The sequence below is a fragment of the Orrella daihaiensis genome, assembly GCF_022811525.1.
Classification (GTDB): domain Bacteria; phylum Pseudomonadota; class Gammaproteobacteria; order Burkholderiales; family Burkholderiaceae_B; genus Algicoccus; species Algicoccus daihaiensis.
The window spans coordinates 1,877,110-1,903,778 of record NZ_CP063982.1; the positions used below are offsets into that span (position 1 = coordinate 1,877,110).

The 26,669-nt window shown below is 53.1% G+C and carries 26 protein-coding genes; 18 read left to right on the plus strand and 8 right to left on the minus strand.

Annotated elements, in window-relative coordinates:
• Positions 1-226 precede the first annotated feature (226 nt).
• The 3 genes from DHf2319_RS08715 to DHf2319_RS08725 all read left to right on the plus strand — a co-directional run bounded on the left by DHf2319_RS08715 (position 227) and on the right by DHf2319_RS08725 (position 3,948).
• Positions 227-3,049: an Rne/Rng family ribonuclease gene (locus DHf2319_RS08715; protein ID WP_243477829.1), complete on the plus strand. Its 2,823-nt coding sequence runs from the start codon at positions 227-229 to the stop codon at positions 3,047-3,049.
• Between the two features lie 268 nt (positions 3,050-3,317).
• The gene (locus DHf2319_RS08720) at positions 3,318-3,533 is read left to right on the plus strand and encodes a hypothetical protein (RefSeq protein WP_243477830.1); all 216 of its coding nucleotides are present in this window, start codon (positions 3,318-3,320) and stop codon (positions 3,531-3,533) included.
• Positions 3,534-3,579: 46 nt separating this feature from the next.
• Entirely contained in the window at positions 3,580-3,948 is a 369-nt protein-coding gene (locus DHf2319_RS08725; protein ID WP_243477831.1) for a NirD/YgiW/YdeI family stress tolerance protein, read from the plus strand.
• Positions 3,949-4,053: 105 nt separating this feature from the next.
• Here the strand turns inward: DHf2319_RS08725 and accD are convergent, their stop codons facing one another.
• From accD to pncB, 6 genes are all read right to left on the minus strand, one after another.
• Positions 4,054-4,944: an acetyl-CoA carboxylase, carboxyltransferase subunit beta gene (accD, locus tag DHf2319_RS08730; RefSeq protein WP_243477832.1), complete on the minus strand. Its 891-nt coding sequence runs from the start codon at positions 4,942-4,944 to the stop codon at positions 4,054-4,056.
• 16 nt (positions 4,945-4,960) lie between these two features.
• Positions 4,961-5,809 (minus strand): tryptophan synthase subunit alpha, encoded by an 849-nt coding sequence (gene trpA, locus DHf2319_RS08735; RefSeq protein WP_243480071.1) that lies wholly within the window; start codon positions 5,807-5,809, stop codon positions 4,961-4,963.
• 13 nt (positions 5,810-5,822) lie between these two features.
• Complete coding sequence (trpB, locus tag DHf2319_RS08740) at positions 5,823-7,022, minus strand: tryptophan synthase subunit beta (protein WP_243477833.1); 1,200 nt, start codon at positions 7,020-7,022, stop codon at positions 5,823-5,825.
• Positions 7,023-7,108: 86 nt separating this feature from the next.
• The gene (locus DHf2319_RS08745; RefSeq protein ID WP_243477834.1) at positions 7,109-9,295 is read right to left on the minus strand and encodes a RelA/SpoT family protein; all 2,187 of its coding nucleotides are present in this window, start codon (positions 9,293-9,295) and stop codon (positions 7,109-7,111) included.
• A 35-nt stretch (positions 9,296-9,330) separates the two neighbouring features.
• Complete coding sequence (locus tag DHf2319_RS08750) at positions 9,331-9,681, minus strand: RidA family protein (RefSeq protein WP_243477835.1); 351 nt, start codon at positions 9,679-9,681, stop codon at positions 9,331-9,333.
• 51 nt (positions 9,682-9,732) lie between these two features.
• The gene (pncB, locus tag DHf2319_RS08755; RefSeq protein WP_243477836.1) at positions 9,733-10,911 is read right to left on the minus strand and encodes a nicotinate phosphoribosyltransferase; all 1,179 of its coding nucleotides are present in this window, start codon (positions 10,909-10,911) and stop codon (positions 9,733-9,735) included.
• Between the two features lie 177 nt (positions 10,912-11,088).
• On the opposite strand from pncB, the gene fdxA reads away from it, so the two are divergent.
• The 11 genes from fdxA (at position 11,089) to DHf2319_RS08810 (ending at position 20,669) form a co-directional block, all read left to right on the plus strand.
• Entirely contained in the window at positions 11,089-11,412 is a 324-nt protein-coding gene (fdxA, locus tag DHf2319_RS08760) for a ferredoxin FdxA (protein ID WP_243477837.1), read from the plus strand.
• A gap of 29 nt (positions 11,413-11,441) precedes the next feature.
• Positions 11,442-12,224 carry a ferredoxin--NADP reductase gene (locus tag DHf2319_RS08765; protein WP_243477838.1) on the plus strand — a complete coding sequence of 261 codons (783 nt, stop codon included), beginning with the start codon at positions 11,442-11,444 and terminating at the stop codon, positions 12,222-12,224.
• Entirely contained in the window at positions 12,225-12,818 is a 594-nt protein-coding gene (locus DHf2319_RS08770; RefSeq protein ID WP_369810247.1) for an electron transport complex subunit RsxB, read from the plus strand. It begins immediately after the preceding gene.
• Positions 12,815-13,546, plus strand: a complete 732-nt coding sequence (gene nth, locus DHf2319_RS08775) for an endonuclease III (RefSeq protein WP_243477840.1) — start codon at positions 12,815-12,817, stop codon at positions 13,544-13,546. Before DHf2319_RS08770 ends, nth begins: the two co-directional genes overlap by 4 nt.
• Positions 13,547-13,573: 27 nt before the next feature.
• Entirely contained in the window at positions 13,574-13,948 is a 375-nt protein-coding gene (locus tag DHf2319_RS08780; protein ID WP_243477841.1) for a cupin domain-containing protein, read from the plus strand.
• Positions 13,949-14,091: 143 nt separating this feature from the next.
• Positions 14,092-16,305, plus strand: a complete 2,214-nt coding sequence (locus DHf2319_RS08785; protein ID WP_243477842.1) for a malate synthase G — start codon at positions 14,092-14,094, stop codon at positions 16,303-16,305.
• A 273-nt stretch (positions 16,306-16,578) separates the two neighbouring features.
• Entirely contained in the window at positions 16,579-17,490 is a 912-nt protein-coding gene (locus DHf2319_RS08790; RefSeq protein WP_243477843.1) for a sulfurtransferase, read from the plus strand.
• Between the two features lie 6 nt (positions 17,491-17,496).
• Positions 17,497-18,570 carry a YeeE/YedE thiosulfate transporter family protein gene (locus DHf2319_RS08795; RefSeq protein ID WP_243477844.1) on the plus strand — a complete coding sequence of 358 codons (1,074 nt, stop codon included), beginning with the start codon at positions 17,497-17,499 and terminating at the stop codon, positions 18,568-18,570.
• Between the two features lie 9 nt (positions 18,571-18,579).
• The gene (locus tag DHf2319_RS08800) at positions 18,580-18,747 is read left to right on the plus strand and encodes a hypothetical protein (RefSeq protein WP_243477845.1); all 168 of its coding nucleotides are present in this window, start codon (positions 18,580-18,582) and stop codon (positions 18,745-18,747) included.
• 93 nt (positions 18,748-18,840) lie between these two features.
• A complete protein-coding gene (locus DHf2319_RS08805; RefSeq protein ID WP_243477846.1) occupies positions 18,841-19,869 on the plus strand; it encodes an alpha/beta fold hydrolase in 1,029 nt (342 codons plus the stop codon).
• 56 nt (positions 19,870-19,925) lie between these two features.
• Complete coding sequence (locus DHf2319_RS08810; RefSeq protein ID WP_243477847.1) at positions 19,926-20,669, plus strand: aldolase; 744 nt, start codon at positions 19,926-19,928, stop codon at positions 20,667-20,669.
• Between the two features lie 31 nt (positions 20,670-20,700).
• On the opposite strand, the gene DHf2319_RS08815 is transcribed toward DHf2319_RS08810, so the two are convergent.
• Positions 20,701-21,003 (minus strand): P-II family nitrogen regulator, encoded by a 303-nt coding sequence (locus tag DHf2319_RS08815; protein ID WP_243477848.1) that lies wholly within the window; start codon positions 21,001-21,003, stop codon positions 20,701-20,703.
• A 6-nt stretch (positions 21,004-21,009) separates the two neighbouring features.
• Complete coding sequence (locus DHf2319_RS08820; protein ID WP_243477849.1) at positions 21,010-21,966, minus strand: sodium-dependent bicarbonate transport family permease; 957 nt, start codon at positions 21,964-21,966, stop codon at positions 21,010-21,012.
• 97 nt (positions 21,967-22,063) lie between these two features.
• Here DHf2319_RS08820 and DHf2319_RS08825 point away from each other — a divergent pair, with 97 nt between their 5' ends.
• Genes DHf2319_RS08825 through DHf2319_RS08840 form a run of 4 tightly spaced genes read left to right on the plus strand, consistent with a single transcriptional unit; the run spans position 22,064 to position 26,638 of the window.
• On the plus strand, positions 22,064-23,635 hold the full coding sequence (locus tag DHf2319_RS08825; protein WP_243477850.1) for an FAD-binding domain-containing protein: 1,572 nt from the start codon (positions 22,064-22,066) through the stop codon (positions 23,633-23,635).
• Between the two features lie 2 nt (positions 23,636-23,637).
• On the plus strand, positions 23,638-23,823 hold the full coding sequence (locus DHf2319_RS08830; protein WP_243477851.1) for a DUF2256 domain-containing protein: 186 nt from the start codon (positions 23,638-23,640) through the stop codon (positions 23,821-23,823).
• Complete coding sequence (locus DHf2319_RS08835) at positions 23,820-25,115, plus strand: DASH family cryptochrome (RefSeq protein ID WP_243477852.1); 1,296 nt, start codon at positions 23,820-23,822, stop codon at positions 25,113-25,115. Before DHf2319_RS08830 ends, DHf2319_RS08835 begins: the two co-directional genes overlap by 4 nt.
• Positions 25,112-26,638, plus strand: a complete 1,527-nt coding sequence (locus DHf2319_RS08840) for a cryptochrome/photolyase family protein (RefSeq protein WP_243477853.1) — start codon at positions 25,112-25,114, stop codon at positions 26,636-26,638. Before DHf2319_RS08835 ends, DHf2319_RS08840 begins: the two co-directional genes overlap by 4 nt.
• Positions 26,639-26,669 lie beyond the last annotated feature (31 nt).

Below are 26,669 nucleotides of genomic sequence, written 5' to 3' on the forward strand. Positions count from 1 at the left end.
CGGCTTCAAAGCCTGATGTTGTCAGCGTTAGAGAACAATTGGTAAATCATTTGAATTCACAACGTAACTGGCTATTTAGCGGAATCTCAGGCTCCATATCGGGCTCGCCTGCCTGACGAATGTCGTCCCGCTACTTCGGCGGGCTTGTCTTGCGTTTCACAGAGGTCTCCATCGGCTTGCCATAGGCTGCGCAACAACTTGTTGCGCCAACCTACGGAGAGTTTGAATGAAACGCATGCTGTTTAATGCAACGCACCAAGAAGAACTTCGCGTTGCAATCGTAGATGGACAAAAGCTCATCGATCTCGATATCGAGACTGCCGGGCGCGAGCAACGTAAAGGCAACATATACAAAGGTGTTATCACCCGAATCGAACCAGGCCTTGAAGCCTGCTTCGTTAACTACGGCGAAGATCGCCATGGTTTCTTGCCCTTTAAAGAGGTAGCGCGCGCCTACTTTAAAGAAGGCATTGATGTGCGGTCAGCTCGAATCCAGGATGCCCTGAAAGAGGGTCAGGAACTCATCATACAAGTTGAGAAAGAGGAACGCGGCAACAAGGGAGCAGCCTTGACCACGTTCATCTCACTTGCGGGCCGCTATCTCGTGCTGATGCCTAATAATCCCCGTGGCGGCGGGGTATCGCGCCGTGTCGAGGGTGAAGAGCGCCAAGAGCTACGCGAAGCCATGGACCAGCTCAAAGTTCCTCAGGGAATGAGCATCATCGCCCGTACAGCGGGTATCGGTCGCTCTGTCGAGGAATTGCAGTGGGATCTTTCCTATTTATTGCAATTGTGGGCTGCGATCGACGGAGCCGCACAATCCAATCAGGCACCCATCCTTATCTACCTTGAGTCGAGCCTGGTGATACGTGCCATTCGCGACTATTTCTCGCCTGACATCGGTGAGATTTTGATCGACACCGATGATATTGCCGATCAAGCCACCGCCTTTATGAGCGTGGTCATGCCTGACAACGTGCAGCGGGTAAAACGATACCGAGATGACGTGCCTCTATTCTCGCGATTCCAGATCGAACATCAGATTGAAACAGCGTACTCGCGCCACGTAGACCTACCTTCTGGCGGTTCAATCGTGATCGACCATACCGAGGCACTCGTGGCTATCGACGTGAACTCGGCACGGGCCACTCGTGGCGCTGACATTGAAGAGACCGCCACTCGCACCAACCTCGAGGCCGCCGAAGAGGCGGCCCGACAACTACGCCTGCGTGACTTGGGCGGATTAATTGTGATCGACTTCATCGACATGGAGGAACCACGTAACCAGCGAGCTGTCGAGCAACGGCTTCGCGACGCCCTTCATGTTGACCGCGCGCGGGTGCAAATGGGCAAAATTTCCCGCTTTGGTTTGATCGAGCTTTCTCGTCAGCGTCTGCGTCCGGCGCTTAGCGAAGGCTCTCATATCACCTGCCCTCGCTGCAACGGCACAGGTGTTATCCGTGACGCAGAGTCTAGTGCACTGCATGTTCTGCGCCTGCTACAGGAAGAAGCGATGAAGGAAAACACGGCCGCAGTGCACGCACAAGTGCCCGTTGAAGTCGCGACCTTTCTGTTGAACGAAAAACGCACCGACATCACCAAGATGGAGGCACGCCTGAAAATCAACCTGATGCTGATCCCTAACAAGCATCTGGAGACGCCCCACCATATCATCGAGCGCCTGCGTCATGATGACCCCCGGTTAGAAGAGACCAAGGCCAGCTTTGAAATGCTTGAAGAACCAGCCTCTGTTGACTTGAGTCTGACTCGTAGCGAAAAGGAAATCAAGGCCAAGCCTGAGGCACTGGTCAAAGGCGTCACTCCAGCACAACCAGCCCCACCCGCGACGCAAAAACTCCCAACCAAACGTACGTCGGTTGCAGCAAAGTCCGAAGGATCTGGGTTATGGGGGCAAATTGTCAAACTCTTCAGCAGCATCCTTGGTGGAACCACGGAGCCTCAGCAGACAAAAGCCAAGCCCAAAGAAGGTCAAGGTCGATCCGATCGACGAGGCAGCAATAACCGAAACCGACGCGCTGGGCGCCCAGACAATCGGCGCCATGACCGTGCGGATGCCGATGTGCAAACACGACAGCAAAACCAGCCGGCCGCACAAGCAGCCGCAGAAAATGCAGACGCTGAGCAGGAGACCAGCGGCGCCAACAGTCGCTCACGCCGCTCGCGCCGTAGCCGCAGCCGAAATAAGGCAAATACGGGCGAAACCATGGCTGCTAACGAACTGAACAGTTTGCAAGCGCAAGAACAAATTGCCAACAGTGTCGAGACTGAAGACGGTATTAACACGACAGCCTCGCAACAACCGCCAGCCACTGAGCTAGCAGATGAGGCCGCTACTGACAAACCCCGTCGCCGCAGTCGCCGCGGACGCCGAGGCAAGCGCAGTGGCGATGGCACTCAAACTGAGACCGATCAATTGATGGGTGACAACCCGGAGATGGCAGTGCAGGCAAGCGTTGACGCGTCCGGTGAAACAACACCGGAGCCCTCCTCGGTCGAGCTTGCGGTCGAAACATCAGCTGAGCCCGCATCAGCATCGACGACCACGATCCGTGCTGAAACTAGCTTGGCCAATGACATGATGGAAACAGTCGCTTCTGCACCCGAACAAATTGTCCCTAGCAGCGACTTGGCAGCCTCAAGCTCTCAGGAGGTCGAAGCATTGCCATCGTCTGAACCTGCCGTTCAAACAGACGCGCCCGTCTACGCTCAAGCTCAGGCCACACAAGCCGCGCCAATTCCGACCCCGTCGACTGGCAACGGCCACGACACGTCGGCCGCTACGGTAGTCGCTGTGCCATCCAGAACCGACGATATCTTGGTACGCGCTCCAGTGGCGGACAAGGCAACCTTGAATGCCATCGTAGCCAGTGCTGGTTTGCAGTGGGTTGAAAGCAACCCTGATCGTGTTGAGCTTGTTCAACGTGAAGTGGCGTCCCAGCCGCCAGTGAAGCTGGGTAGAGAACCCAAAATCTTGCCGCCCCCAGCCCAAGTGCAATTGACGCAAGTCGAAACGCGCAGCGGCGTCTGACACGCAAGGCACTGGTCAGTCAAAAGCCCGGCACTCACAAGGTGTCGGGTTTTTTACGATCTGAGCGCAGTGAGGACTCAGCATAGACACTGGCACATCCGTTGCTACTCTACTCCAGTCCCTTGCTATGTTGCTCGTCAAATGGGCAATAGCCTTATTTCCCAAAAACCCATTGATATCAGAAGGTTATCGTCATATTGCGGGAACCACTTGCCCCAAAGCGGGGTCACATGAACTCATAGCCCATCTCTTAACGGAGGTTACTGTCATGGACCACACCACGCACAAGGAAGGATTGAACACACCTGATAACAAGGCCAGTAACAGCAGCGACAGCCAAAGGTCGTCAGAGCAGAATCAAAGCAAGTCAATCAACCTACCCAATGAGTTGCCACACTGGCTCTCCAAGCGAATCGAGTTCTCGCTACCAGTCTGGGTGCTGGCGATCGTGGCACTATTGCTCGCGCTATTAATTTTTGATTGAGCTTTGCGGACCATTTGTACCCGCCTACATAAAACAGGAGTCAATCATGCGAACATCGCTTCCCGCTTTTATACTCGTGGCCACTTTACTGCCAGGTGTCACATTTGCATCAACCGAAAACACAGATCCTTCAATTGCCCAACAGAGCATTACGGCGATTGATGACATCAAGCGCGGTTCAATGGTGTACGTCAAAGGTACTGTGGAACGGATTTTGGATACTGATGAGTTTCGGCTCGCCGATGAAACGGGCGATATCAAGGTCTACGTCGGCTGGCAAAACTTCGTACCGGTTAAGGTCGGTGACAGCGTCACGGTTAAAGGATTTGTCGACAATGATTTAATCCTTGAACTCTACGCTCGCGAGATTGTCCATAGCGACGGTCGCGTCACTCAGTTTAAGCACAACGGATAAGCAGCTACGCTCAAGGGCGTCCAAACCAGTTTCAAGGCTTGGGCTTAGTGGGCGTTCACTGCCCATCAGTCGTGAGGTCAGATCAGTTCTTTTATCAGCGACGCCCTAGCTAGCTGCAGTAGCCTTGACCGGAATATCTACTGTTTGGTTCATGAACAAGCCCATCAAGCGAGCGAGCTCATCGCGCAGGTGTCTACGGTCTACCACCATGTCGATGGCGCCTTTTTCCAGCAAAAACTCAGATCGTTGAAACCCCTCGGGTAACTTCTCACGCACCGTTTGTTCAATAACACGAGGACCTGCAAATCCAATCAGTGCCTTTGGCTCGGCAATCACCACATCACCGACAAACGCAAAACTAGCCGACACACCGCCCATCGTTGGATCGGTCAGTACGCTGATAAATGGCAGCTTTTGTGCCGACAGCTGAGTCAGGGCAGCATTGGTTTTTGCCATCTGCAACAAGGAGAAAAGACTCTCCTGCATACGTGCGCCACCAGATGCTGCAACACAAATAAAAGGCGTATGTTGTTCAATCGCTGCGTGAACCCCTCGCACAAACCTCTCACCGACGACCGACCCCATAGAACCACCCATAAAGTCGAACTCAAAACATGACAATACGCATGGCACACCATGAATCGACCCACTTACAGTCACCAATGCATCGGACTCACCCGTTTGCTTGATCGCTTCTTGCAGTCTGTCGGGATATTTCCGAGAGTCTCGAAACTTTAACGGGTCCATAGACCGGGTGGTCTGACCAATGTCCTGACGACCTTCCAAATCTAGCAACGCGTCAATCCGTGCGCGTGACCCAAGTCGCATGTGATGATCACATTTGGGACAGACTTGCAGGTTGGCTGCCAGATCTTCGTTATAGAGGACCGACTCACACGAAGGACACTTGACCCAAAGTCCTTCCGGAACACGTTTTGCCGAGGCCTCAGCGCTTTTGTTAATGCGCGGCGGCAGGATTTTGTCTAACCAGCTCATTTTTTTCCACCAACCCTTACGCAGGCTGCTTGTTAACTTGGTCCAAAGCGTGCCGGATACCCTTTAACCAATCATGACCCGCTGTGACAGCCACGTCGGTTTGCTCGCCCACTGGCACCACCTGCCAAGCTTTGTTCATGACGTCAATCAGTTTGCTGCCTATGACCACAGCATCTGCCACTTCCGCCACTCGGCTGGCACTTTGGGCGTCGCTAATACCAAACCCAACGCCAACAGGAATCGTCACGTGCTGTCTAATCTTGGCGAGCTGGCTCGCGACCTCATCGGTATTCAAATGCCCGGCTCCTGTCACACCACGCAAAGACACGTAGTAGACGTAGCCTTTGGCTAGCTTGCCAACGGCAGCAATCCGCTCATCGGTTGATGTTGGTGCCAACAGGAAGATGGGTGCCATGTCATGTTGACCAAGCAGATCCACGAACTGAGCAGCTTCCTCTGGTGGATAATCGACCACCAGAACACCATCCACGCCCGCCTCGGCTGCTTTCTCAACAAAGGCTTGCTGCCCCATGCGCTCGATCGGGTTGGCATAACCCATCAAAACAATCGGGGTTTGCTCATCAGTCTTGCGAAACTCTGACACCACTTTCAAAACATCCTTCAACCCGACACCTTGCGAAATGGCATGCTCAGCAGCTCGCTGGATGATCGGACCGTCGGCCATCGGGTCTGAGAAAGGTACGCCTAGCTCAATAACATCCGCACCAGCAGCTACTAGTTGATGCATCAACGGCACCGTCGATTCGGGCAGCGGATTGCCGGCTGCGATATAGGGAATTAGTGCAGCTCGCCGCTGAGCGCGAGATCGCTCGAATGCGTCGGAGATTTTTGAAATGCTCACGATATCAGGCCCGCCGTTATAGTTCGATACCGGCCTGAGTGGCCACTGTATTAATGTCTTTGTCACCACGCCCAGAAAGGTTCACCAGAATGATCCGGTCTTTCGGTAGCGTGGGAGCCAGTCGCGCGGCCTCGGCCAGTGCGTGCGCTGTCTCAAGCGCCGGAATAATGCCCTCGATACGGCAGCAGTGGTGAAAGGCGGCAAGCGCCTCATCATCGGTCACGCCAACATAGCGCGCACGTCCTGTGTCCTTAAGCCACGCATGCTCCGGACCGACACCAGGATAATCCAACCCTGCCGATACCGAATGCGTCTCTTGAACCTGGCCATCCTCATTCTGAATGACGTAGGTACGATTGCCATGCAATACGCCAACCTGGCCAGCTGACAACGAGGCGGCATGATGACCGGATGCAATGCCATGCCCTGCTGCTTCCACGCCGACAAGCTTGACGTCCTCATGGTTGATGTAAGGATGGAAAATCCCCATTGCATTGGATCCCCCACCAACGCATGCCAGAACATAATCTGGCTGGCGCCCGGCGTACTGCGGCATTTGCTCGATGCACTCTTCGCCGATTACTGAGTGAAAGTTGCGCACCATCATGGGATATGGGTGTGGACCGGCGACGGTGCCAATGATGTAGAAGGTATCTTCCACGTTAGTCACCCAATCACGCAAAGCCTCGTTTAGTGCATCCTTCAGGGTCTTGGAACCAGACTCAACCGGCACTACCGTCGCACCGAGAAGCTTCATGCGATAGACGTTGGGTGCCTGACGCTTGACGTCTTCACTACCCATGTACACGATGCACTCCATGCCATAACGGGCGCAAACCGTGGCAGTCGCCACGCCGTGCTGCCCTGCTCCGGTCTCAGCGATGATGCGTTTCTTGCCCATGCGACGGGCCAATAGTGCCTGACCAAGACTGTTGTTGATCTTGTGGGCACCCGTGTGATTCAAATCCTCTCGCTTAAACCAGATTTGGGCGCCACCCAACTCTTCAGACCACCTACGAGCGTGGTAGACAGGGGTAGGACGCCCCACAAAATGGCGCAGTTCACTGTGAAACTCAGCCAGAAAATCAGGGTCATTCTGGTACTTGGCGTAGGCTTGTCGCAACTGAGCGAGCGCGTGCATCAACGTCTCGGCAACAAACACGCCACCATAAGGCCCAAAATGCCCGGTCGCGTCAGGAAAGTCGTAAGGTTTCACAGCCCATGCCCCCTAGTTGGCAATGCATTACATAATGGATCGATTTTAACAGCCAGCAGGTTTTACGGCGTATTTCCCACTTGGCACTAGCGCCTCTGTGCCGACAGCACACCCGAGACCTCAGTCAGCGCCGCGAGCGCCCGCTGTAGAACGTCAGCACCGCTGACTTGCACAGTGAACACCATATGCGCCAAGGAAGCTTTACTTTGCGTATTGACGCCAACCACATTGAGTCTCAGTCGCGCAAACACCTCCGACAAGTCTCGCAGCAGCCCATGTCGGTCGTGGGCATGCACGACGACATCAACCGGATAGACTGAGTCACCCGTTTGCCCCCACGACACCTCGATGACACGTTCGGGATCGCGCCTAGCCAACTGCACAAAGCTTGGACAATCAGATCGATGAATGGAAACCCCACGGCCGCGAGTCACAAAACCACTGATGGGGTCTGGCGGTGCCGGCCGACAGCAACGGGCTAACTGCGTCAAAAGCGAATCAACCCCTTGTACCAACACACCGCTTGGGCTACTGGAAGCTGGCTTGTGTTCACTGATAATCGGCTGCGTACGGGTCTGCTCATCTTGGGACTTGGGCTGAAAGACGGCATCAATATGACGCAGGCTAAAGTCTTCCTTTGCCACCGCGACATACAAATCATCGGCATGCGCAAAGCCGAGCTGCTGCGCGAGCTGCTCCTGGTTGATGGCGGTCTTGCCTAGCCTTTGCAGCTCTTTTTCTACCAACGCATGACCCTGGGTGATGCGCTGCTGCAATTCAATCGCGTTAAACCATGCGCGCACCTTGGCCTTGGCGCGAGGACTCGCGAGGTACCCGAGTTGTGGGTTTAGCCAGTCACGCGAGGGCCCACCCGCTTTTGTGGTGATGATGTCAACGGTTTGACCGGTATCTAACTTGGTTTGCAACGGCACCATTTGACCATCTACCCTGGCGCCACGACACCGATGACCAAGGTCGGTGTGCAAATGATATGCAAAATCGATGGGTGTAGCACCTCGCGGCAGTTCGATCACTCTAGCTTGAGGTGACAGAACATAAATGCGGTCTGAAGCAGTTTGCGGTTGTTGTTGATCGAGCGCCGAGGATCCGGCTTCGGTTTGCCATGCCAGCAATTGCCGCATCCAGGCTAGCTGGCGATCGTAATCCTCAGCACCGGCGGCCGGCGCGCTGGACTTGCCCGTCTCCTTGTAGCGCCAATGGGCAGCCATCCCATGCTCTGCAAAATCATGCATTGCCTGCGTTCTTATCTGTACTTCGAAAGCGCGACCTGCTTTGTCTGCGACCACGGTGTGCAAGGAGCGATAACCATTGGACTTGGGGCGGGAGATGTAGTCATCAAACTCCTCGCCAATCGGGGACCAGTGCTCGTGGACAATCCCCAGCACGTTGTAACAACTACGCTCGTCTGCCACGATCACCCTGACGGCACGAAGATCATAAAGGCGGCTGATGTCAACCGCCTTTCGATTCATTTTGTTCCAGATGCTAAAGATATGCTTGGGACGACCTGAAACAGAGGCCTCGATACCTGCGTCTTCAAGCAGCGCCTTGAGATCGGCCAGCGTTTGATCAATAAAAGACTCGCGCTCAATACGCTTTTCTTCCAAGGCTTTGGCAATTTCCTTGTACTTTTCCGGCTGCTGAAAGCGAAACGCCAGATCTTCCATCTCCCACTTGACTTGCCATATCCCGAGCCGATTGGCTAATGGGGCGTACAGATCGAGCGTCTCCTGCGCAAACTCAACGCCACATGGCTGCTTGGTTTTTGCATGCCAACGCAACGTTTGCAGGCGTGATGCCAAGCGGATCAAAACAATACGCAAATCTGCTGCCATGGCTAGCAACATCTTGCGCAGATTCTCTTTTTGCGTGGCCAGGTCGGCCACCTCACCACCAGTGGCTTCACGGGCGACTTCTCCAAGCTTTAGCAGTGCCCGTGTTCCTTGCACTAATTTGCCAATCTCAGGCCCGAACGTCTTTGATATCGGATCAAGCCCCTTGCCATCGTGGGCTGGCAAAGCTAGCAAAATGGCCGCTATGCGGCTCGCCACATCTGACTGTAGACTCGCCAAAATCTCAGCGGTGGCCAGACAATGTTCCCATAGCGGTTGGCTACCCACGATAACCGCCGGCTCGCTACGCTGCTGTGCCCAGTGCAAAGCATCGAGTAAACGAGCTCTATCTTCGGAGGTCAAGCCAGTTGATACTTGATCAACTTGTTCGTCCGTGACTGTATTGAAATGGCTATTCATCCAGGGACTTGTCAGTCAATTCAATGCCCAACCCATTAGACCGCAGCAGTCACCACGATCTCAACCTTGAAATCCGGATTGGCCAGGCGTGCCTCTACGGTAGCCCGCGGTGGTGCATTACCATCAGAAACCCACGCATCCCAAGCCTTGTTCATGCCATCAAACTCGGCCATGTTGGCAATAAAAATTTGTGCCATCAGGATTCGGGATTTATTGGTGCCGGCCTGCTCGAGCAAGCTATCGACGATAGCCAACACCTGCTCAGTTTGGCCAGTGATGTCTAACGATGGATCTTCCGGGACCTGACCCGCGAGGTAGGCCACGCCGTTGTAAACAGCCATGTCAGACAAACGCTTTTGAACATTCACGCGCTGGATGGATTGCATGTCGTTATTCTCCAATAAGGGAAGCTTTAAGAAAATTCAAAATTTCCGGGTTTAGGGGCTAGGTGGCAAATCAAAGACGTGACGCAGATAAGCCAGATAAGCCGGATCATCGCACATTGTTTTTTCAGGGGCATCGGAAACCTTGGCTACCGGTTGTCCGTTGCAACGAACCATTTTCATCACAATTTGCAGCGGCTGCAAACCCAGGTCATTGGTTAGGTTAGTGCCGATGCCAAATGAAACTCGCACCCGGCCCTGAAAACGACGGGCAATTTCAATGGCAAGCGGAAATGTCAGCGCATCAGAAAACACCAGTGTTTTGGTGCTAGGGTCAACACGATTGGCGTTGTAGTGCGCGATCATGCGCTCACCCCACACGAAGGGATCACCAGAGTCATGGCGTGCACCATCAAACAACTTGCAAAAATACATGTCAAAGTCACGCAAAAAAGCATCAAGGCCATAGACGTCTGATAGTGCTATACCCAAATCACCTCGATACTCTTTGGCCCATGTCTCAAGTGCAAACACCTGTGAATCACGCAATCGCGGCCCAAGCGCCTGACATGCCTGAAGATACTCGTGACCCATGGTGCCCAAGGGCGTAATGCCATGGCGTCTTGCCATATCGACGTTACTCGTTCCCACGAAGTGTTCACCCATTGACGCTTTGAGCATGCTAACCACTTCATCGTGCCATTGTCTTGAGAAACGACGACGGGTGCCGTATTCGGCCACTCTGAATGCGGCCATGTCAGGCTCGTTCAATAGCAAGTCAATCTTTTCATGCAAACGGCGTCTACCTTCATGCGTATCAGGCACTGGACTAACGTGTCGAAAGTACACCTCATTGACGATGGCGAGCACCGGGATTTCAAACAAAATAGTGTGAAGCCAAGGTCCTTTTACCGAAATTGAAATAGCACCATTCGTATTCGCAGGCGTTACTTCTATACACTGACGGGGCAAGTGAAACAGCCTTAGAAAATCTACAAAGTCGCTTTTAATGAACCGCAGACTGCCGATGTAATCAAGCTCGATTTCGGTAAAACGTAATTCGCACAAGGAGTCGATTTCTCTCTGAATCTCGTCGATGTGAACACTTAAATCCACATTAGGCGTGCGGCATTGAAACCGATACTCAACCTGAGCGGCCGGAAAATGATGCAGTACCACCTGCATCATGGAAAATTTATAGAGATCGGTGTCTAACAGGGAGTGGATGATCATGTGTAAGCCGTTGCAGCGTCATCGATTTTTGCAAAGCACCAAGTTAGCACACAGGCTCAGAGACCTTAGGGTCATGCGAACATCCCCTGTTGGTTTGGCTAAAATGCGACTTTAGGGTGTATTCCACGATTTTGTATCTTACCGCTGCTGTTGCAGCACTTTTGAGACCGGCAAACCATGACCCACGTTGTTACTGAAAACTGTATCAAGTGCAAATTCACCGACTGTGTAGACGTCTGTCCGGTGGATTGCTTTAAAGAGGGGCCCAACTTTCTTGTGATTGATCCGGACGAATGCATAGACTGTGCTGTGTGCATTCCCGAATGTCCTGCCAACGCCATCTTTGCCGAAGAGGATGTGCCAGAGGATCAAGTCGGATTTATTGCACTGAATGCCGAACTTACACCGGTATTCAAGACAATTACGCGGACCAAGGAACCGCTTCCGGACGCGGACCAGTGGAACGGTGTTGCCGACAAGCTCAAACATCTCGAACGTTAAACATCACTGTAGTCATAGCAACAAGCGACATGCCAGCAGATCAGCTCCAAGAGAAATACACTTGCCAATCAGTTTTGTCTGTCAAGCAATGGGACTCGCCCGGCTTGGTGTCTATCAAGGCCACGCGTGACGCTGGTTTTAATTTCGTGCCTGGGCAATTTGCTCGTATCGGCCTGCGTAGTGATGATGCACAAACCGAGCCAGATCTATGGCGGGCTTATTCCATGGTTTCCCACCCGGATGATGACTACCTGGAATTTTTCAGCGTCACCGTCCCCGACGGTCAATTCAGCCCCAAGCTTGCCGCGCTACAAGAAAACGACAAGTTATGGATTGAGAAGGCACCATTTGGATTCTTGACGCTGGAACGATTCCTGCCAGCCAAGGCCTTATGGCTGGTATCAACAGGCACTGGGCTGTCAGCCTACTTGCCGATGTTGCGTGATGCTGCGACGTGGCAACATTTTGAAAAAGTCATCATCGTGCATGGCGTCAGAACCGCCCGGGAACTGGCATACCGGCAAACGCTCGAACAATTGGCCCAGACCAACCCACAATTCATTTACCTGCCCGTTACCTCTCGGGAGCCTTGGCCGAATGACGGCCAAGCCGCATGCCGGGTCACAACAGCCTACGTCGAGGGACTATTACAACGCGTTACCGGCCAACCACTGACAGCTGAAGATGCTCGTATCATGCTTTGCGGCAACCCTGAGATGGTGACCGAAATGCGGGGACTGCTACAAGAACAAGGGTTTGCCGCCAGCCGCCGAGGCAACCCTGGCACGCTGGCTGTTGAGAACTACTGGTAAATCGTGGCAAGCCCAGAACTCATTGAACAAATCAATCGTGTGCTGCCGCAGACGCAATGCACCAAATGCGGATTTGATGGTTGTGAGCCGTATGCGCAAGCGATGGCTGAGGGGTTGGCCGACATCAATCGTTGCCCACCGGGTGGCGATGCTGGTGTCGCCAAACTCTCGCAGATGTTAAACAAGCCAATCAAGTCGATAGACCCAGAATGCGGCGTACCAGGTCCATTGCATGTGGCCGTCATAGACGAGCAACACTGTATTGGTTGCACTCTGTGCATAAAAGCCTGCCCAGTGGATGCCATTGTTGGTGCCAACAAGCGAATGCATACGGTATTGACTGACTGGTGTACGGGCTGTGACTTGTGCCTTGCGCCCTGCCCAGTCGATTGCATCGAAATGATTCCGGCAGCGCAAAACCCTGAATGGACGGATGAACGCGCGCAGTTGGCGCGGTTGCGTTACGACAGACGCAACCAACGATTATCCGCACCAGCTGAGCACCAGCTTGCACCCGTCGCTACAGATGCCGACAAACAAGCTGCTGTCGCAGCAGCACTGGCGCGTGCACGCGCCCGCCGAGGTCAAACATGAACAAACAAAAGCGAGAAGCCATATTTGCCCGGTTTGAAGCTGCCAATCCGCACCCAACCACCGAGCTTGAATACAACAGCGTATTTCAATTGTTAATTGCGGTCATTCTCTCTGCCCAAGCGACTGACAAATCCGTCAATATCGCCACGCGGGAGTTGTTCAAAAGGCATGGTACGCCGCAAAAAATGCTTAAGCTCGGTGTTCACGGCGTGACCGACTACATCAAAACGATCGGACTATTTCGGACCAAAGCAAAAAATGTGATTGCCACCTGTCAACAATTGGTGGAGCAGCACGCAGGCGAAGTACCCAGAGATCGTGAAGCACTCGAAGCCTTACCTGGTGTGGGTCGTAAGACAGCCAATGTGGTTTTGAATACTGCATTTGGCGAACCCACCATGGCAGTGGACACTCACATTTTCCGGGTGGCCAACCGAACCGGCATCGCACCCGGCAAGACCGTACTCTCGGTCGAGAAGGCGTTGCTGAAATTCGTACCGCCACAGTACCTGCAAAATGCCCATCACTGGCTCATTCTGCACGGTCGCTACGTTTGTGTCGCGCGCAATCCAAAGTGCGAGATCTGCGGCATTGCAGACCTATGCGAATACAAGTACAAACAAGCCAAGGACAAAACCAAAAACGCCAAATCAGTAACCCAAAAGCCATCTAATAAAGGCATTTTGAAAACAACTCAAAAAAGAACACCTGCCAAGCAAAAAGCATAATGCGCCTGAGCTGACCAAGGATGCGACATGAAATTTAATATCTCACATGCCGATCAATCAGAATTCTCTTACGATGGTCTGCGCCAGTATTTTGAGTACCGGGATTTGGGCATCAAAGAGGCGACTGATGGCAAAGCCGTCATGCACGTTATTCGTGCTCGTGAAGGCACCAATGCAACCGGTGAGTGGCACTATCACAACCTACAGTTACAAATTGTCTATGTACTGAAAGGTTGGGCAATTTTTGAGTATGAAGGTCACGGCCAGCACAAAATTGTTGCCGGATCCTGTGTGCATCAGCCACCGGGCATCCGCCATCGAGAGATCGCCCACTCCGATGACTTGGAGCTGCTGGAAATCGTGTTACCCGGTGAGTTTGAAACCATCTCGCTCGGGCAGTAAGTGAGTTTTTAGGCTAACAGCCAAAATCCAAACTTTATACTCAAATGATAAGATGAACCGTCAAATTAAGCATTAATCAATATTTAATCGTCCCTTATAGTGCAGTAATTCACACACCGATTAATCATCAGGAATCCATAGTCATGAGCCAACCCATTGTTGTTGACCGCCTGCGCGTGGCGCCCGAACTCAAATCCTTCATCGATAACGAGGCACTTCCAGGTACCGGCGTAGATCAAGCTGCGTTCTGGGCAGGTTTTAACGACATCGTGACCGATCTCGCCCCCAAAAATGCCGCACTTCTCAAAAAGCGCGACGAACTGCAATTGGCACTAGATGATTGGCACAAGAAGAATCCTGGTCCAATCGCAGACATGACCGCCTACCGCCAGTTCCTAGAGTCGATTGGCTACTTGGTAGATCAACCCAAATCGGTCGCTGCAACCACGAGCAACGTAGATGATGAACTGGCCGTTCAAGCTGGTCCTCAGTTGGTAGTCCCGATCTTGAACGCTCGTTACGCACTGAACGCAGCCAACGCGCGCTGGGGTTCACTTTACGATGCGCTGTATGGCACCGACGCCATTGCCGAGGATAATGGTTGCGAACGGGCCGGCGGCTACAACCCTGTGCGCGGCGCGCGAGTGATCGAATTTGCACGCCAGTTTCTCGATGACACAGTGCCGTTGGCATCTGGATCGCATCGTGATGCTACCGGTTACAAAGTGGCTGACGGCAAGTTACACGTAACCTTGAAAGACGGCCAAACTGTTGGCTTGAAGGATCCGAAACAACTGGTTGGATATAACGGTGATGCGGCCACCCCGACCAATGTTTTGCTGGCCCACAACGGTCTACACATTGACATTGTGATTAACCGCAAGACTGAAATCGGTCAATCAGACCCCGCGGGAGTCAGCGACGTGGTCTTGGAAGCCGCGTTGTCAACCATTCTCGACCTAGAGGACTCGGTGGCTGCCGTGGACGCCGAAGACAAAGTGGCTGGCTATCGCAATTGGCTCGGGATTTTGAATGGCACACTGACCGAGACCTTTGAAAAAGGTGGTCGCACCATGACGCGTGCCCTCAATGCAGACCGCCAATACACGGGCCCTGATGGCAAGCCGGTGATCTTGCATGGTCGCTCATTAATGTTCTTGCGCAATGTCGGTCATCTAATGACTAACCCGGCCATCCACTACGACGCCGGTCATGGCGAAATGAAGGAAATTCCGGAAGGTATTCTTGACGCAGTCGTCACTACCTTGATCGCCATGCATGACCTCAAAGGCGGCGGCAAAGATGCCAAGGGTCATCCGATTCGCAATAGCCGCAAAGGCAGCGTCTACATTGTCAAGCCGAAGATGCATGGCCCACAAGAAGTAGCGTTCGCCGCTGAATTGTTTACTCGAGTAGAACAAATGCTGGGCCTACCCCAGGACACCGTCAAGCTTGGGATCATGGACGAGGAACGTCGCACCAGTGTCAACCTGAAAGCTTGTATTGCTGCAGCATCGAGCCGGGTTGCCTTTATCAACACTGGGTTTCTGGATCGCACTGGCGACGAGATGCACACGGCCATGCACGCTGGCCCCATGATTCGTAAAGGCGACATGAAAGCCAGCGACTGGATTCAATCCTACGAGCGCAACAATGTGCTCGTGGGTTTGACTTGTGGGCTGCGCGGAAAAGCCCAAATCGGCAAAGGCATGTGGGCCATGCCAGACCTGATGGCGGAGATGCTCAAGCAAAAGATTGGTCACCCCAAGGCTGGAGCCAACACCGCCTGGGTACCTAGCCCCACTGCAGCAACACTGCATGCTTTGCACTATCACCAGGTTAGCGTGGCGGATATTCAGAAAGAACTGGAGAAAACCAACGCTGATGATGTGCGCCAAGAATTGCTCACCGGTCTTTTAACCGTGCCAGTGGCCACGGACACAAACTGGACTAACGAGCAAAAGCAACAAGAGCTAGATAACAACATCCAGGGAATCTTGGGCTACGTGGTGCGCTGGATTGACCAAGGTGTGGGTTGCTCCAAAGTGCCAGACATTCATAATGTCGGTCTCATGGAGGATCGTGCAACGCTGCGTATCTCGAGTCAGCACGTCGCTAATTGGCTGCTCCACGGCATCGTCTCGGAAAAGCAGGTTCGAGACACCTTCGAGCGCATGGCTGCCGTCGTGGATCAACAAAACCAGGGGGATCCCTTGTACAAACCAATGGCTGGCAACTTTGATACTTCCATGGCCTACAAAGCTGCTTGCGATTTGGTGTTCAAGGGAATGGAGCAGCCTAGTGGCTACACCGAACCGTTACTGCACGCTTGGCGCTTGAAGGTCAAGGCCCAATAGCGTTAAGCTCAGTTAATCATTTTGTGGGTCTCGCCCGCCACATCGCGAATGTCGACGTGGCGGGTTTTTTATCTGGCTCACAGAGATACCTGACGCCGACCATTTATTACTAAAAGAAATTAAAAATAGAGAAATATGTAGTTCACAGATCTATAGGGATCTTTCACAATCGCTCATTCGAATCACACCATGTTTTTGAGCGACACCATGAATCATCTCCATCACACATCCTCCATCAAGCAATTTATAACTTTGGCGTTAGGAACGATCGCCATGGTTGCAGCTTGTAGCATCGCTGCAGCAGCGCAACCTCTGGTTGATCCCAACACCTTGGCGCAACTTGCCAGCAAACCAGATGTTCGGATAATCGATATTCGCACGCCAAAGGAATATGCGGAAGGCCATATTGCTGGCGCCGCCAATGCCCCATACGGTCAGTGGCGCGGGCCGTCAAGCAATCCAGGTGAACTGCCAGCGCTCAATAAACTGACTGAGCTCGTGCAGCGCCTGGGACTGACTGACCAGACCCACGCGGTTGTAGTGTCTAGCGGTGCAAATGATACTGACTTCGGTGCAGCTGCCCGTGTTTATTGGACCCTGAAGGTGCTAGGCCTGCAAAACCTGTCGATCCTAAATGGTGGCATCAAGACCTGGCAGGCAGCCGGTCGGGCACTCACTACCGCAGTGCCACCAATCGCCCAGAGTGATTTCAGGCCAAACATCAATCAAAACCTCTTGATTAGTCAGAAGCAACTGCTCCAAGACACTGAGTCAGCCCGTGCGGTCCTAGTCGATGCACGCCCAGCAGACTTCTTTAATGGTCAGACCCGGCACGTTGCCGCCAAAACACCTGGCACGCTACCGGGTGCAATGAACGTTGCTCACTCAGTATGGTTCAAGCCTGGCACTAGCCAGGTCATTGACGCCGAACAGGCCAAGTCGGTTGCTACGAAGTATCACCTGACCAACACCGACAAAGAAGTGGTGTCGTTTTGCAATACGGGACATTGGGCTGCCACCAATTGGTTTGTACTTTCGGAACTGGTGGGTGACAAAGACGTGAAGCTTTACGCGGGCTCCATGGTGGACTGGACGCAGGCATCCACCCCTTTGCCAATGGACAACGTACCCGGCCGCTTTAAACAATTGATCATTGATGCCAAACTCTGGTTTGCTGGACTCTGAGCTCTCATGAAACGACTGCCTTTGGCGGCCTTGATGGTCGCCTTTTTCATCCTGTTATTGTGGGCTGTGTCGGTACGTCAGGCTTTGTTATTTGTCATCGGCATTGGCATGGGCGCAGCCTTAGCCGGTGCACGATTTGGATTTACCACTGGCTGGCGTGCACTCATTGAACACAAAGACCCACGTGGTGTCACGGGTCAATTGGTATTGCTCGCGCTCGCAGCGATTTTAGCGATGCCTCTACTGGCTAACTACACCGAATTGACCGCCGCCCTAGGCCCTCCGAGCTTAAGCCTGATCTTGGGAGCCTTTGTATTTGGCTTGACGATGCAGATTGCCGATGGCTGCGGCTCGGGCACCTTATATAAAGCAGGTCTCGGTATTCCTTTGAATATGGGTATCTTGCCACTGTTTGCTGCCGGTAGCTTTCTGGGGTCAGTGCACATTGGTGACTGGCTATCGCTTGGACAAACTGCACCAGTGGGACTGGTCAATTCACTTGGCCTGGAAAAGGCACTGGCTGTGACACTGCTGGGATTGCTCGCGATACTGATCACAGTGCGCTTATGGGTTGGCAAACACAGAACTTGGTTTGACGCTAAATGGCTTTGGGGTGCCCTAGCGTTAGCATTGCTAGCCACCTTGAACCTGGTGGTGGCTGGCCAACCCTGGGGCGTGGTTTACGGGTTTGGGCTTTGGGCCGCCAAGATAGCTCAATCAGCAAACCTGTTCGACCCAACTGGAAACTTTTTCTGGGGCCAAGACAGCAATGCCCAAATTCTCGCGCAATCCGTTTTGCTGGATGTGACCTCAATCACCAATATCGGCATTCTGGCAGGCGCCCTCTGGATTTCCGCCAAATCATCGGGCAACGAGACGCCCTTGACACGTCAACAATGGCTGATTGGCCTGCTGGCAGGCTTTCTGATGGGTTATAGCTCACGACTCGCGTTTGGCTGCAATATAGGCGCGATGCTAAGCGGTGTGTCGACAGGCAGCCTGCATGGCTGGATCTGGATCCCTTTGGCCTTTGCTGGCACGTTGATTGGCGTGCGTTTGCGACGTTATTACGGATTCTAGGGGGCGGAAATGAAAGCTCAGAAACCGCTGCAGTGGCTTTTTTGGCTGGTACTCGTGGCATTTCTGTCATGGGATTGGCAAATATCGCCCCAAATTGACCTGCGTAACGAACCGCCAGCAATCGCATTGGGATCCGGCAAGGCATCTGTGGGTGGGCACTGCGCTATCGCAAAATGAGGCGATGTTGGCGTCTAGGCATTGCCTGCCACCAAGGGGTTGATTTGTTGGTAGAGTGACAACACGAATAATCAACAAACTGCCCTGCCAGCCATGCCATTACCTGACCAGCACTTTGAGCTCGGTGAGCTCGAACTAGCGCTTGGCGATTCGTTGCCAAATGCCCGTTTAGCCTATGTCACCCTAGGGACACTGAATTCGCGCGGTGATAATGCCATACTTGTTTTACACGGCTACACCTCTAGTCATCGCTTCGTTCTAGAGGATGATCCCGACAACGCTGAGGGTAGCTGGGGACCACTCATCGGACCTGGCAAAGCAATAGACACTAACCGATATTTTGTCATTGCGCCCAATGCCTTGGGCTCGAGCTATGGCAGCACAGGTCCGGGCGATATCAACGAACGAACAGGCAAGCGATGGGGGCCTGAGTTTCCTGCGTTGACATTTGAAGACCAGACAAATGCACAGCAGGCCTTACTGGCCTGGCTCGGTGTGCAACAGTTGCATGCCGTCATGGGTTTATCGATGGGTGGGTTTGGAGCGTTCCAGTGGGCTGTTCAATACCCAGAGAAGTTACGTAAGGTCATCCCTGTGCTGACAGCACCCTGGGGCTCTTTGAATCAGGCTGCGAGTCATCAAGCAGTGACAGCGGTCCTAGAGTCAAGCGCAGCCTGGCACAATGGTTGGTACTACGAACATTTGTCTCAAATGCAGGACACGCTTGAGGGCATTCGTATCAAAACCTTGGAAAGGTACGGCGTACCGGCTTGGCTCGAGAGTGAACTGCACGATGCCATCAAAGTGCAGGCCAGGCTACACGATATGGCCAGACACTGGGCAGCAAAATTTGATGCCAATGCCATGCTCGCGCTCAGGGCGATGATCAACCGGTTCGATGTACGGGCACGACTCACGGAGGCTCACGCCGAACTTCTATACGTTTTGTGTCGCACCGACAGCTTATTCCCGCCATCGATTGTCAGCGAAACACTTGATCAGTGGCCCAAATCCGCAGGCACTGCAAAATATGTTGAAATCGATTCAGATTACGGTCACTTTGCCAGCAGTCTTGACTGGCATAAATGGGCCGGTGCGCTCAAGCAGTTTCTTGACCACTGATTTTTTACGAAACAATGCTGAGATTTTCAGTATGACCCGTTCAAAGGAGAATGGAGATGTCTGACAGTCCGACCACTCACGATGATGACTTTCACAGCGAAAGCGTGGTTCGCTTGAGAGAAGACTTGGCACTTGCACTCAGAGCAGCTAGCTTTCACGGTTTGTCTGAGGGGGTTTGTAATCACTTTAGCGTGGAGTTACCAGACGGCAGTGGCAGGTTTTTACTGAATCCCCGTGGGTTACTGTGGGAAGAGGTCTATGCCGACGACATTGTCATGGTCGACGCACAGGGCCAACAGTTAGCCGGGCGTCACCCGGTTGAGCCGACAGCCATGTATATCCACGCGGCGATTCATCAGATTGCGGGCAAAGCGTGTGTGCTGCATACCCATATGCCATACGCCACTGCTTTGACGCTGACCCGTGCGCGGGCGCTTGACACCACGCTGTCACAAAACGCCATGCGATTTCATGGCAGAACGGTCGCCGATGAGCAATACAACGGCTTGGCGCTTGATACTAGCGAAGGCGAACGCATTGCACGCGCTATGCAGGGTGCAGACATTGCGTTCTTAGGCAACCATGGCGTGGTCGTGTGTTCGCACCGTATCGACTATGCCTATGACGACTTGTACATGCTTGAACGCGCCTGCATGATGCAAGTGTTAGCGATGTCGACGGGCCAAGATCTTATGACGGTTGATCCCAAGCTAGCTGCCACGACGGGCCATCAAATCGATAGTGAGCGACTACAGTCAACGCTTTTTTTTGAGGCGTTGCGACGGAAACTGAAGTCCTAGTTACAGGCCAGATCGCTTGCCTTGATTAATGCTAGAACTTATTGGGACGCAACACCGACACTTCAGAAAAGTATAGGGTCAGTCCATAATGCTTACCGTACTCGGCCAGCATATGTTCGGCGATTTTGTCGGCAACCCCACCCTCGCAGACTACCTCCATGCGTATGGTTCGATCGGCTTCCCATGTACCCTCGCGAACGCCGCTATGCCCACCGCCACGCACATCAGTGACCGTGTAACCAGCTGCACCCAGACGCCTGATGTCTTGCACCAGCATGCGCTCGATGTTGGCCTCTGCAATCACAACTAGCAGGGTTCGTTTGTGCTTTTCCATAGATGACTAGCCCCCTGTGAGCGCCTGTGCAAGCTTGATATAGAGTGGAATCCCGATGACAACATTAAACGGAAACACGATACCTAGCGCAATCGTGATCGACAACCCTGCGTTGGCCGCTGGCACTGCAATACGCATCGCCGTGGGCGCGGCAATATAGCTCGCGCTTGCTGCCAGGGTTGCCATCACTGCCACTCCGCCTGTGGACAGACCAAGCAATAAACCCAGACCAGCTCCCACGAACGACAGTCCCAACGGGAATAACACGCCAATGGCCACGACCTGCCAGCCATACCGCTTAACTTCGGCTAGCCGACCGCCAGCCACTAAACCAAGCTCGAGCAAAAACAGCGCTAGCACGCCCTTGAACGGGTCAATAAAGAGTGCCTTGATCGGTTCAGTGCCGGCTGTGCCAGCTACCGCACCGATAATCAGACCTCCAAGAAGAAGCAGTACGCTCTTGCCAAACACGACGTCGTGCAGCAATGTTGCCCAATGCCCACGCACTGACGCCGTACTCTCAGCATCCTTGTCACCAAGCCTGGCAAGTAACACGCCCGCAATGAGGCCAGGCGCTTCAAGCACGGCTACCCATAGGGGGGCATGCGCCTCGTAGGCGATTCCCTGACGTATGAGTGCTGCCGTCACCACCGCGAACGTCACCACACTGACAGACCCAAAATGAGCACCAATTGAGGCACTGTCGGCTGCGTTAAACCTGAGTGATCGCAAAATTGGATACAAGATCAATGGCACGGTGAAACCCATTAGTGCCACGCCGAGCACCTGCGGCAGTACCGACAGCATGGGCTGTTGCGACAGCTCGATCCCCCCTTTTAAACCGATCGCCAATAACAGGTAAATCGACAGGGTTTCGTATAGCGCTTCGGGCAAACGCAGATCAGAGCCAACCAGACGGGCGAATATACCGAGCAGGAAAAAGAAAATAACAACATCAATCATGATGGCGACATCCTACCAAAACCATGCTCACAATAACCCTATTTTTAAGTCAGGAACCAATCACCCCGATACAACCAAGCTGCGCTAGCATGAGACCATGGAACACATCGTTGTCTGGTTCAAACGCGATTTGCGCATACATGACCATCAGCCCTTGGCCCAAGCGGCTAAGCGCGGTGCGTTAACCTGCGTCTATTTCATCGAGCCTAGCCTTTGGCGCTCGCCAGATGCCGGCACTCAGCACTATCAGTTCATTCTGGAGAGCTTGCGCGACCTGCATACACAGCTTGCAGGCATGGGACTGAAACTAAACCTACTTGTTGGAGAGGCGATTCAATGCCTTGAGCGCATCAGACAAACACTGCCATTTGCTGCACTGTACTCCCACGAAGAAACAGGTAATGGCCTAACTTACGCGCGCGACAAGGCGGTTGCCCGGTGGTGTCGCGAGAACGGGATACAGTGGCAGGAATTTGCACAATTTGGCGTCAAAAGAGGACCGCACGACCGGGATCACTGGAAATCAGCCTGGGAGAGCTTTTGTGGGTCTTTTCAGGTGCCCGTACCCGGTACGGTGCACAGCAGCCCATTGCGGTTGATTGACAGGCCACCGAACCCAATGGAGCTCGGGCTGACAGATCCGGATCCGCCTGCGCGTCAGCTCGGCGGACGCCAGCTTGGCTTGCAAACACTGCAAACGTTCTTACACGAGCGCAGCCAGCAATATCGTGGTGGGATTTCGTCTCCCCTATCAGCCCCCACGGCATGCTCGCGAGTATCAGCTTATTTGAGCTACGGCTGCCTGTCCATGCGCGAGGTTTACCAAGCAACACAAAACTGCATTAATTCACTGCCGCCAGGACGCAGCCGTCATAAACAGGGCTTACAGTCCTTTGTCAGTCGACTCTATTGGCACTGTCATTTCATTCAAAAGCTGGAAGACGAGCCTGAACTGGAATTCCGCAATTTGCACCGTGGTTATGATGGTTTGCGAGAGGGCGAGTGGTCTGGCGAGCGTTTCGAGGCGCTAAGAGAAGGACGCACCGGTTGGCCATTGGTAGACGCTTGTGTAGCTATGCTGGGTCAGACCGGCTGGTTGAATTTCCGGATGCGTGCAATGCTGGTCTCAGTAGCAGCCTATCCGCTTTGGCTACATTGGCGTGAGGTCGGGCATTGGCTGGCACGCCAATTTCTGGATTATGAACCAGGCATACACTGGAGCCAGATGCAGATGCAATCGGGAACCACCGGTATTAATGTGCCGAGGATCTACAACCCTATCAAACAAGCTAAAGATCATGACCCTCGGGGTGTCTTCGTGCGGCACTGGCTGCCTGCCATGCGCCAGGTACCTGATGCGTGGCTATTTGAGCCATGGCGTATGCCTGACACCCTCCAAAACACCTGTGGCATAAAAGTCGGAAGCGATATTGCCACCCCCGTTTGTGACCTTGATAGTTCAACGCGCCGCGCCAAGCAAAAGGTGTTTGATTTGAGAGCTACCCCTGCGGTGAGAGCCGCCAAAAGTGCAATCGTCAAAAAACACGGCTCGCGCAAGCAACTAGAATCGAGCCCGACGATGACACGCAAGTCCAAGGCTAAACCCGTTGGCCGTCAGTCCAAATCAAAACCCTCGGTTGAATCATCACAACTGAGCCTGGACTTCTAAAAATGCGTGGCGTCAAGAAATCAAACCTCCCACAAAAAACCTGCCTGGTGTGTCAACGCCCGTTCACCTGGCGCAAAAAATGGGAAAGTGTCTGGGACGAGGTGAAATACTGTTCAGAGCGTTGCCGTCGCAGCCGCGGTCACACACCCAATGATCCTGACATCAAATTGACTCGCAAAAAATCATGACCATCATCTACTGGTTTCGTCGTGACCGTCGACTCTCAGACAACCCTGCGCTTACCAAGGCAGTTGCCCTTGCCTCTCAAACAAGCAGTGCACTATTACCAGTGACGCTGAAAGACGACAATCCCGTGACACCTTGGGGTTTCACACGGTTTGGTTGCCATCGCTTGGCATTTGAGGCACAGTCTCTGGCAGGACTGCAAAAGGCCCTACAGGGGCTTGGCAGCGATCTCTATCAACCTTCAATCTCTGGTGTATCAGGACTCATTGATCTTGCCAAACGGATGGACGCTACTCTGATTGTGTGCGAGGCAATCCATGCGCCCGAGGAATCCGATGAGATCAACCTGCTGAAAGATGCAGGCTTGGAGGTGATCAGCGTTGAGCAATCGGCCCTGCTACCAGGCGAAAGCCTACCGTTTGAGATTAACCAGACACCAATTGTCTTTAGCGACTTTCGTCGTCTGGTGGAAAAAGCCAAATGTCGGCCACGCACGCCTCTGGACTCGCCAAGCAAGCTGCCTGCGCCGCCTGAATTCACAGGCGATCTCAGGCCGTACGCTGGCGCAATCGATCTACCAGCACTCGATGCACGCAGCGCTTTTCCATATCAAGCGGACGGCTGGCACGCAGATCAAAACGCGGCGCAGGCCCATCTGACACGATATTTTTCAAGCAATCTGCCACAACGCTACAAGCAAACACGTAATGGTCTGATTGGAACGGATTACTCCACCAAATTCTCCCCATGGCTAGCAGTCGGCGCCATCTCTGCCGCCCAAATATGGCAGGCGTTGCAAACCCATGAGGCAACTCACGGGAGCAATGAAAGCACCTACTGGATCTGGTTTGAACTATTGTGGCGCGATCATTTTCAACTCATGATGCAGCGTTTCCCAACGGAGCTTTTTGCAAGATCAGGCCTGGTGAAGCATCCGATTCAATCCCGGTCTCCCAATACCCAGGGATTTAAACGTTGGTGTTCGGGCAATACTGGTAATGCATTCATTGATGCTGCCATGCGCGAATTAGCAGCAACCGGTTATCTCTCAAATCGCATGCGTCAGAATGTGGCCAGTTTTTTAATCCATGACCTCCATGGTGATTGGCTAGCCGGTGCAGCCTGGTTTGAACACTGCCTGATCGATTTTGATGTACGTAGCAATCAGGGTAATTGGGCCTATATCGCAGGTGTCGGCACCGACCCAAGGGGCGGGCGTCGTTTTAACCCGCAAAAGCAAGCACATGACTACGATCGCAACGCAGCATACCAGCAGCTTTGGAGCATGCCATGACCACCTTACGTCTCATCTTGGGCGACCAATTAAACAGTCAGCATAGTTGGTTTACACAACACGACCCGCAAGTGCATTACATCCTGATGGAGGTGCGTCAGGAAACCGACTATGTTTTACATCATGCGCAGAAAGTCTTAGGCATCTTTGCTGCCATGCGCATGTTTGCCGAGAATTTAAAACAGGCCGGGCATCACGTACATTACCTAGCCATCGACGCTGCAAACAATACCCAAGACATCCCCAAAAATCTGGACCTGATTTCCAGACAAATTGGTGCATCCAGAATTCAGTATCAAGCGCCGGACGAATGGCGTCTGGATAAACAACTTCAAGACTGGGGTAAGCAAGCAGACGTTACGGTTGAGATGGTCGACACAGAGCATTTTTTAACTGAACGCCACACTGCCCGCGCAATTTTTAAAGGCCGTAAACGTTGGCTGATGGAACAGTTCTATCGTACGCTACGGCAGCAATACGGGGTTCTGATGCATGACAGCCAACCGATTGGCGATAAGTGGAACTTTGATGCCGATAACCGCAAGGCATGGAAGGGCAAACCACCATCACCGGCAGATAGTCGTCCAAGGCATAACCACTCGGCGCTTTGGCAAACGATTGTCGCTGCCGGCATTAAAACCTTTGGTAACCCACAAGCCGACGCCTTTAGCTGGCCACTGACCCGCGATGAGGCGTTAACCCAACTGACATACTTCGTTGACTACGTTCTGCCAAATTTTGGTGATTATCAGGATGCGATGCACACTAACGAGCCGTACTTGTTTCACAGTCTGCTGTCGTTTGCCCTCAACACTAAAATGATCAGCCCAAAAGAGGTGGTCGATGCGGCTCAGCAAGCCTACCTCAGCGGCAATGCACCTCTAGCTGCCGTTGAGGGTTTTATCCGTCAGATCCTCGGTTGGCGTGAGTATGTTCGAGGCGTTTACTGGTCACAAATGCCTGGCTACACCGAACAGAATGAACTGGGTCACAACAATCCCTTGCCTGATTGGTTCTGGACTGGACGCACACAAATGCAATGCTTGAGCGAGTCGATTGGGCAGTCGCTTGAATATGCCTATGCTCATCACATCCAGCGCCTGATGGTCGTCGGAAACTTTGCGCTACTTGCAGGCATTGACCCGCAAGCATTGCACCGCTGGTATCTTGGAATCTATATCGATGCCTTTGAATGGGTCGAAGCACCCAACACACTAGGCATGAGCCAGTTTGCGGATGGTGGACTGCTCGCTACCAAGCCTTACGTATCAAGTGCTGCTTACATTGGGCGTATGAGTAACTACTGTAAAGGCTGCCGCTACGACCCTAAAAAACGCACCGGCGAGAATGCTTGCCCGTTCAATGCGCTTTACTGGAACTTTTACGAGCGCCATGCGCCGAGTTTTGAAAAGAATCCCCGTATCGGCATGGCCTATCGGCAGCTCGCTAAAATGACCCCGGATGAGCGTGCGGCTATTTACGAGCAAGCCCTATTCTGGCAGGACAATCTAAATCATTTATAAAAATAAACCCCAGAGTCAAATTCGGATCATC

Bases quoted from the DNA above. Each gene is read 5' to 3' on its own strand.
- DHf2319_RS08715 (WP_243477829.1), top strand. From the start codon at position 227: ATGAAACGCATGCTGTTTAATGCAACGCACCAAGAAGAACTTCGCGTT.
- DHf2319_RS08720 (WP_243477830.1), top strand. From the start codon at position 3,318: ATGGACCACACCACGCACAAGGAAGGATTGAACACACCTGATAACAAG.
- DHf2319_RS08725 (WP_243477831.1), top strand. From the start codon at position 3,580: ATGCGAACATCGCTTCCCGCTTTTATACTCGTGGCCACTTTACTGCCA.
- accD (WP_243477832.1), bottom strand. From the start codon at position 4,944: ATGAGCTGGTTAGACAAAATCCTGCCGCCGCGCATTAACAAAAGCGCT.
- DHf2319_RS08745 (WP_243477834.1), bottom strand. From the start codon at position 9,295: ATGAATAGCCATTTCAATACAGTCACGGACGAACAAGTTGATCAAGTA.
- DHf2319_RS08750 (WP_243477835.1), bottom strand. From the start codon at position 9,681: ATGCAATCCATCCAGCGCGTGAATGTTCAAAAGCGTTTGTCTGACATG.
- pncB (WP_243477836.1), bottom strand. From the start codon at position 10,911: ATGATCATCCACTCCCTGTTAGACACCGATCTCTATAAATTTTCCATG.
- fdxA (WP_243477837.1), top strand. From the start codon at position 11,089: ATGACCCACGTTGTTACTGAAAACTGTATCAAGTGCAAATTCACCGAC.
- DHf2319_RS08765 (WP_243477838.1), top strand. From the start codon at position 11,442: ATGCCAGCAGATCAGCTCCAAGAGAAATACACTTGCCAATCAGTTTTG.
- nth (WP_243477840.1), top strand. From the start codon at position 12,815: ATGAACAAACAAAAGCGAGAAGCCATATTTGCCCGGTTTGAAGCTGCC.
- DHf2319_RS08780 (WP_243477841.1), top strand. From the start codon at position 13,574: ATGAAATTTAATATCTCACATGCCGATCAATCAGAATTCTCTTACGAT.
- DHf2319_RS08785 (WP_243477842.1), top strand. From the start codon at position 14,092: ATGAGCCAACCCATTGTTGTTGACCGCCTGCGCGTGGCGCCCGAACTC.
- DHf2319_RS08790 (WP_243477843.1), top strand. From the start codon at position 16,579: ATGGTTGCAGCTTGTAGCATCGCTGCAGCAGCGCAACCTCTGGTTGAT.
- DHf2319_RS08795 (WP_243477844.1), top strand. From the start codon at position 17,497: ATGAAACGACTGCCTTTGGCGGCCTTGATGGTCGCCTTTTTCATCCTG.
- DHf2319_RS08800 (WP_243477845.1), top strand. From the start codon at position 18,580: ATGAAAGCTCAGAAACCGCTGCAGTGGCTTTTTTGGCTGGTACTCGTG.
- DHf2319_RS08805 (WP_243477846.1), top strand. From the start codon at position 18,841: ATGCCATTACCTGACCAGCACTTTGAGCTCGGTGAGCTCGAACTAGCG.
- DHf2319_RS08810 (WP_243477847.1), top strand. From the start codon at position 19,926: ATGTCTGACAGTCCGACCACTCACGATGATGACTTTCACAGCGAAAGC.
- DHf2319_RS08815 (WP_243477848.1), bottom strand. From the start codon at position 21,003: ATGGAAAAGCACAAACGAACCCTGCTAGTTGTGATTGCAGAGGCCAAC.
- DHf2319_RS08820 (WP_243477849.1), bottom strand. From the start codon at position 21,966: ATGATTGATGTTGTTATTTTCTTTTTCCTGCTCGGTATATTCGCCCGT.
- DHf2319_RS08825 (WP_243477850.1), top strand. From the start codon at position 22,064: ATGGAACACATCGTTGTCTGGTTCAAACGCGATTTGCGCATACATGAC.
- DHf2319_RS08830 (WP_243477851.1), top strand. From the start codon at position 23,638: ATGCGTGGCGTCAAGAAATCAAACCTCCCACAAAAAACCTGCCTGGTG.
- DHf2319_RS08835 (WP_243477852.1), top strand. From the start codon at position 23,820: ATGACCATCATCTACTGGTTTCGTCGTGACCGTCGACTCTCAGACAAC.
- DHf2319_RS08840 (WP_243477853.1), top strand. From the start codon at position 25,112: ATGACCACCTTACGTCTCATCTTGGGCGACCAATTAAACAGTCAGCAT.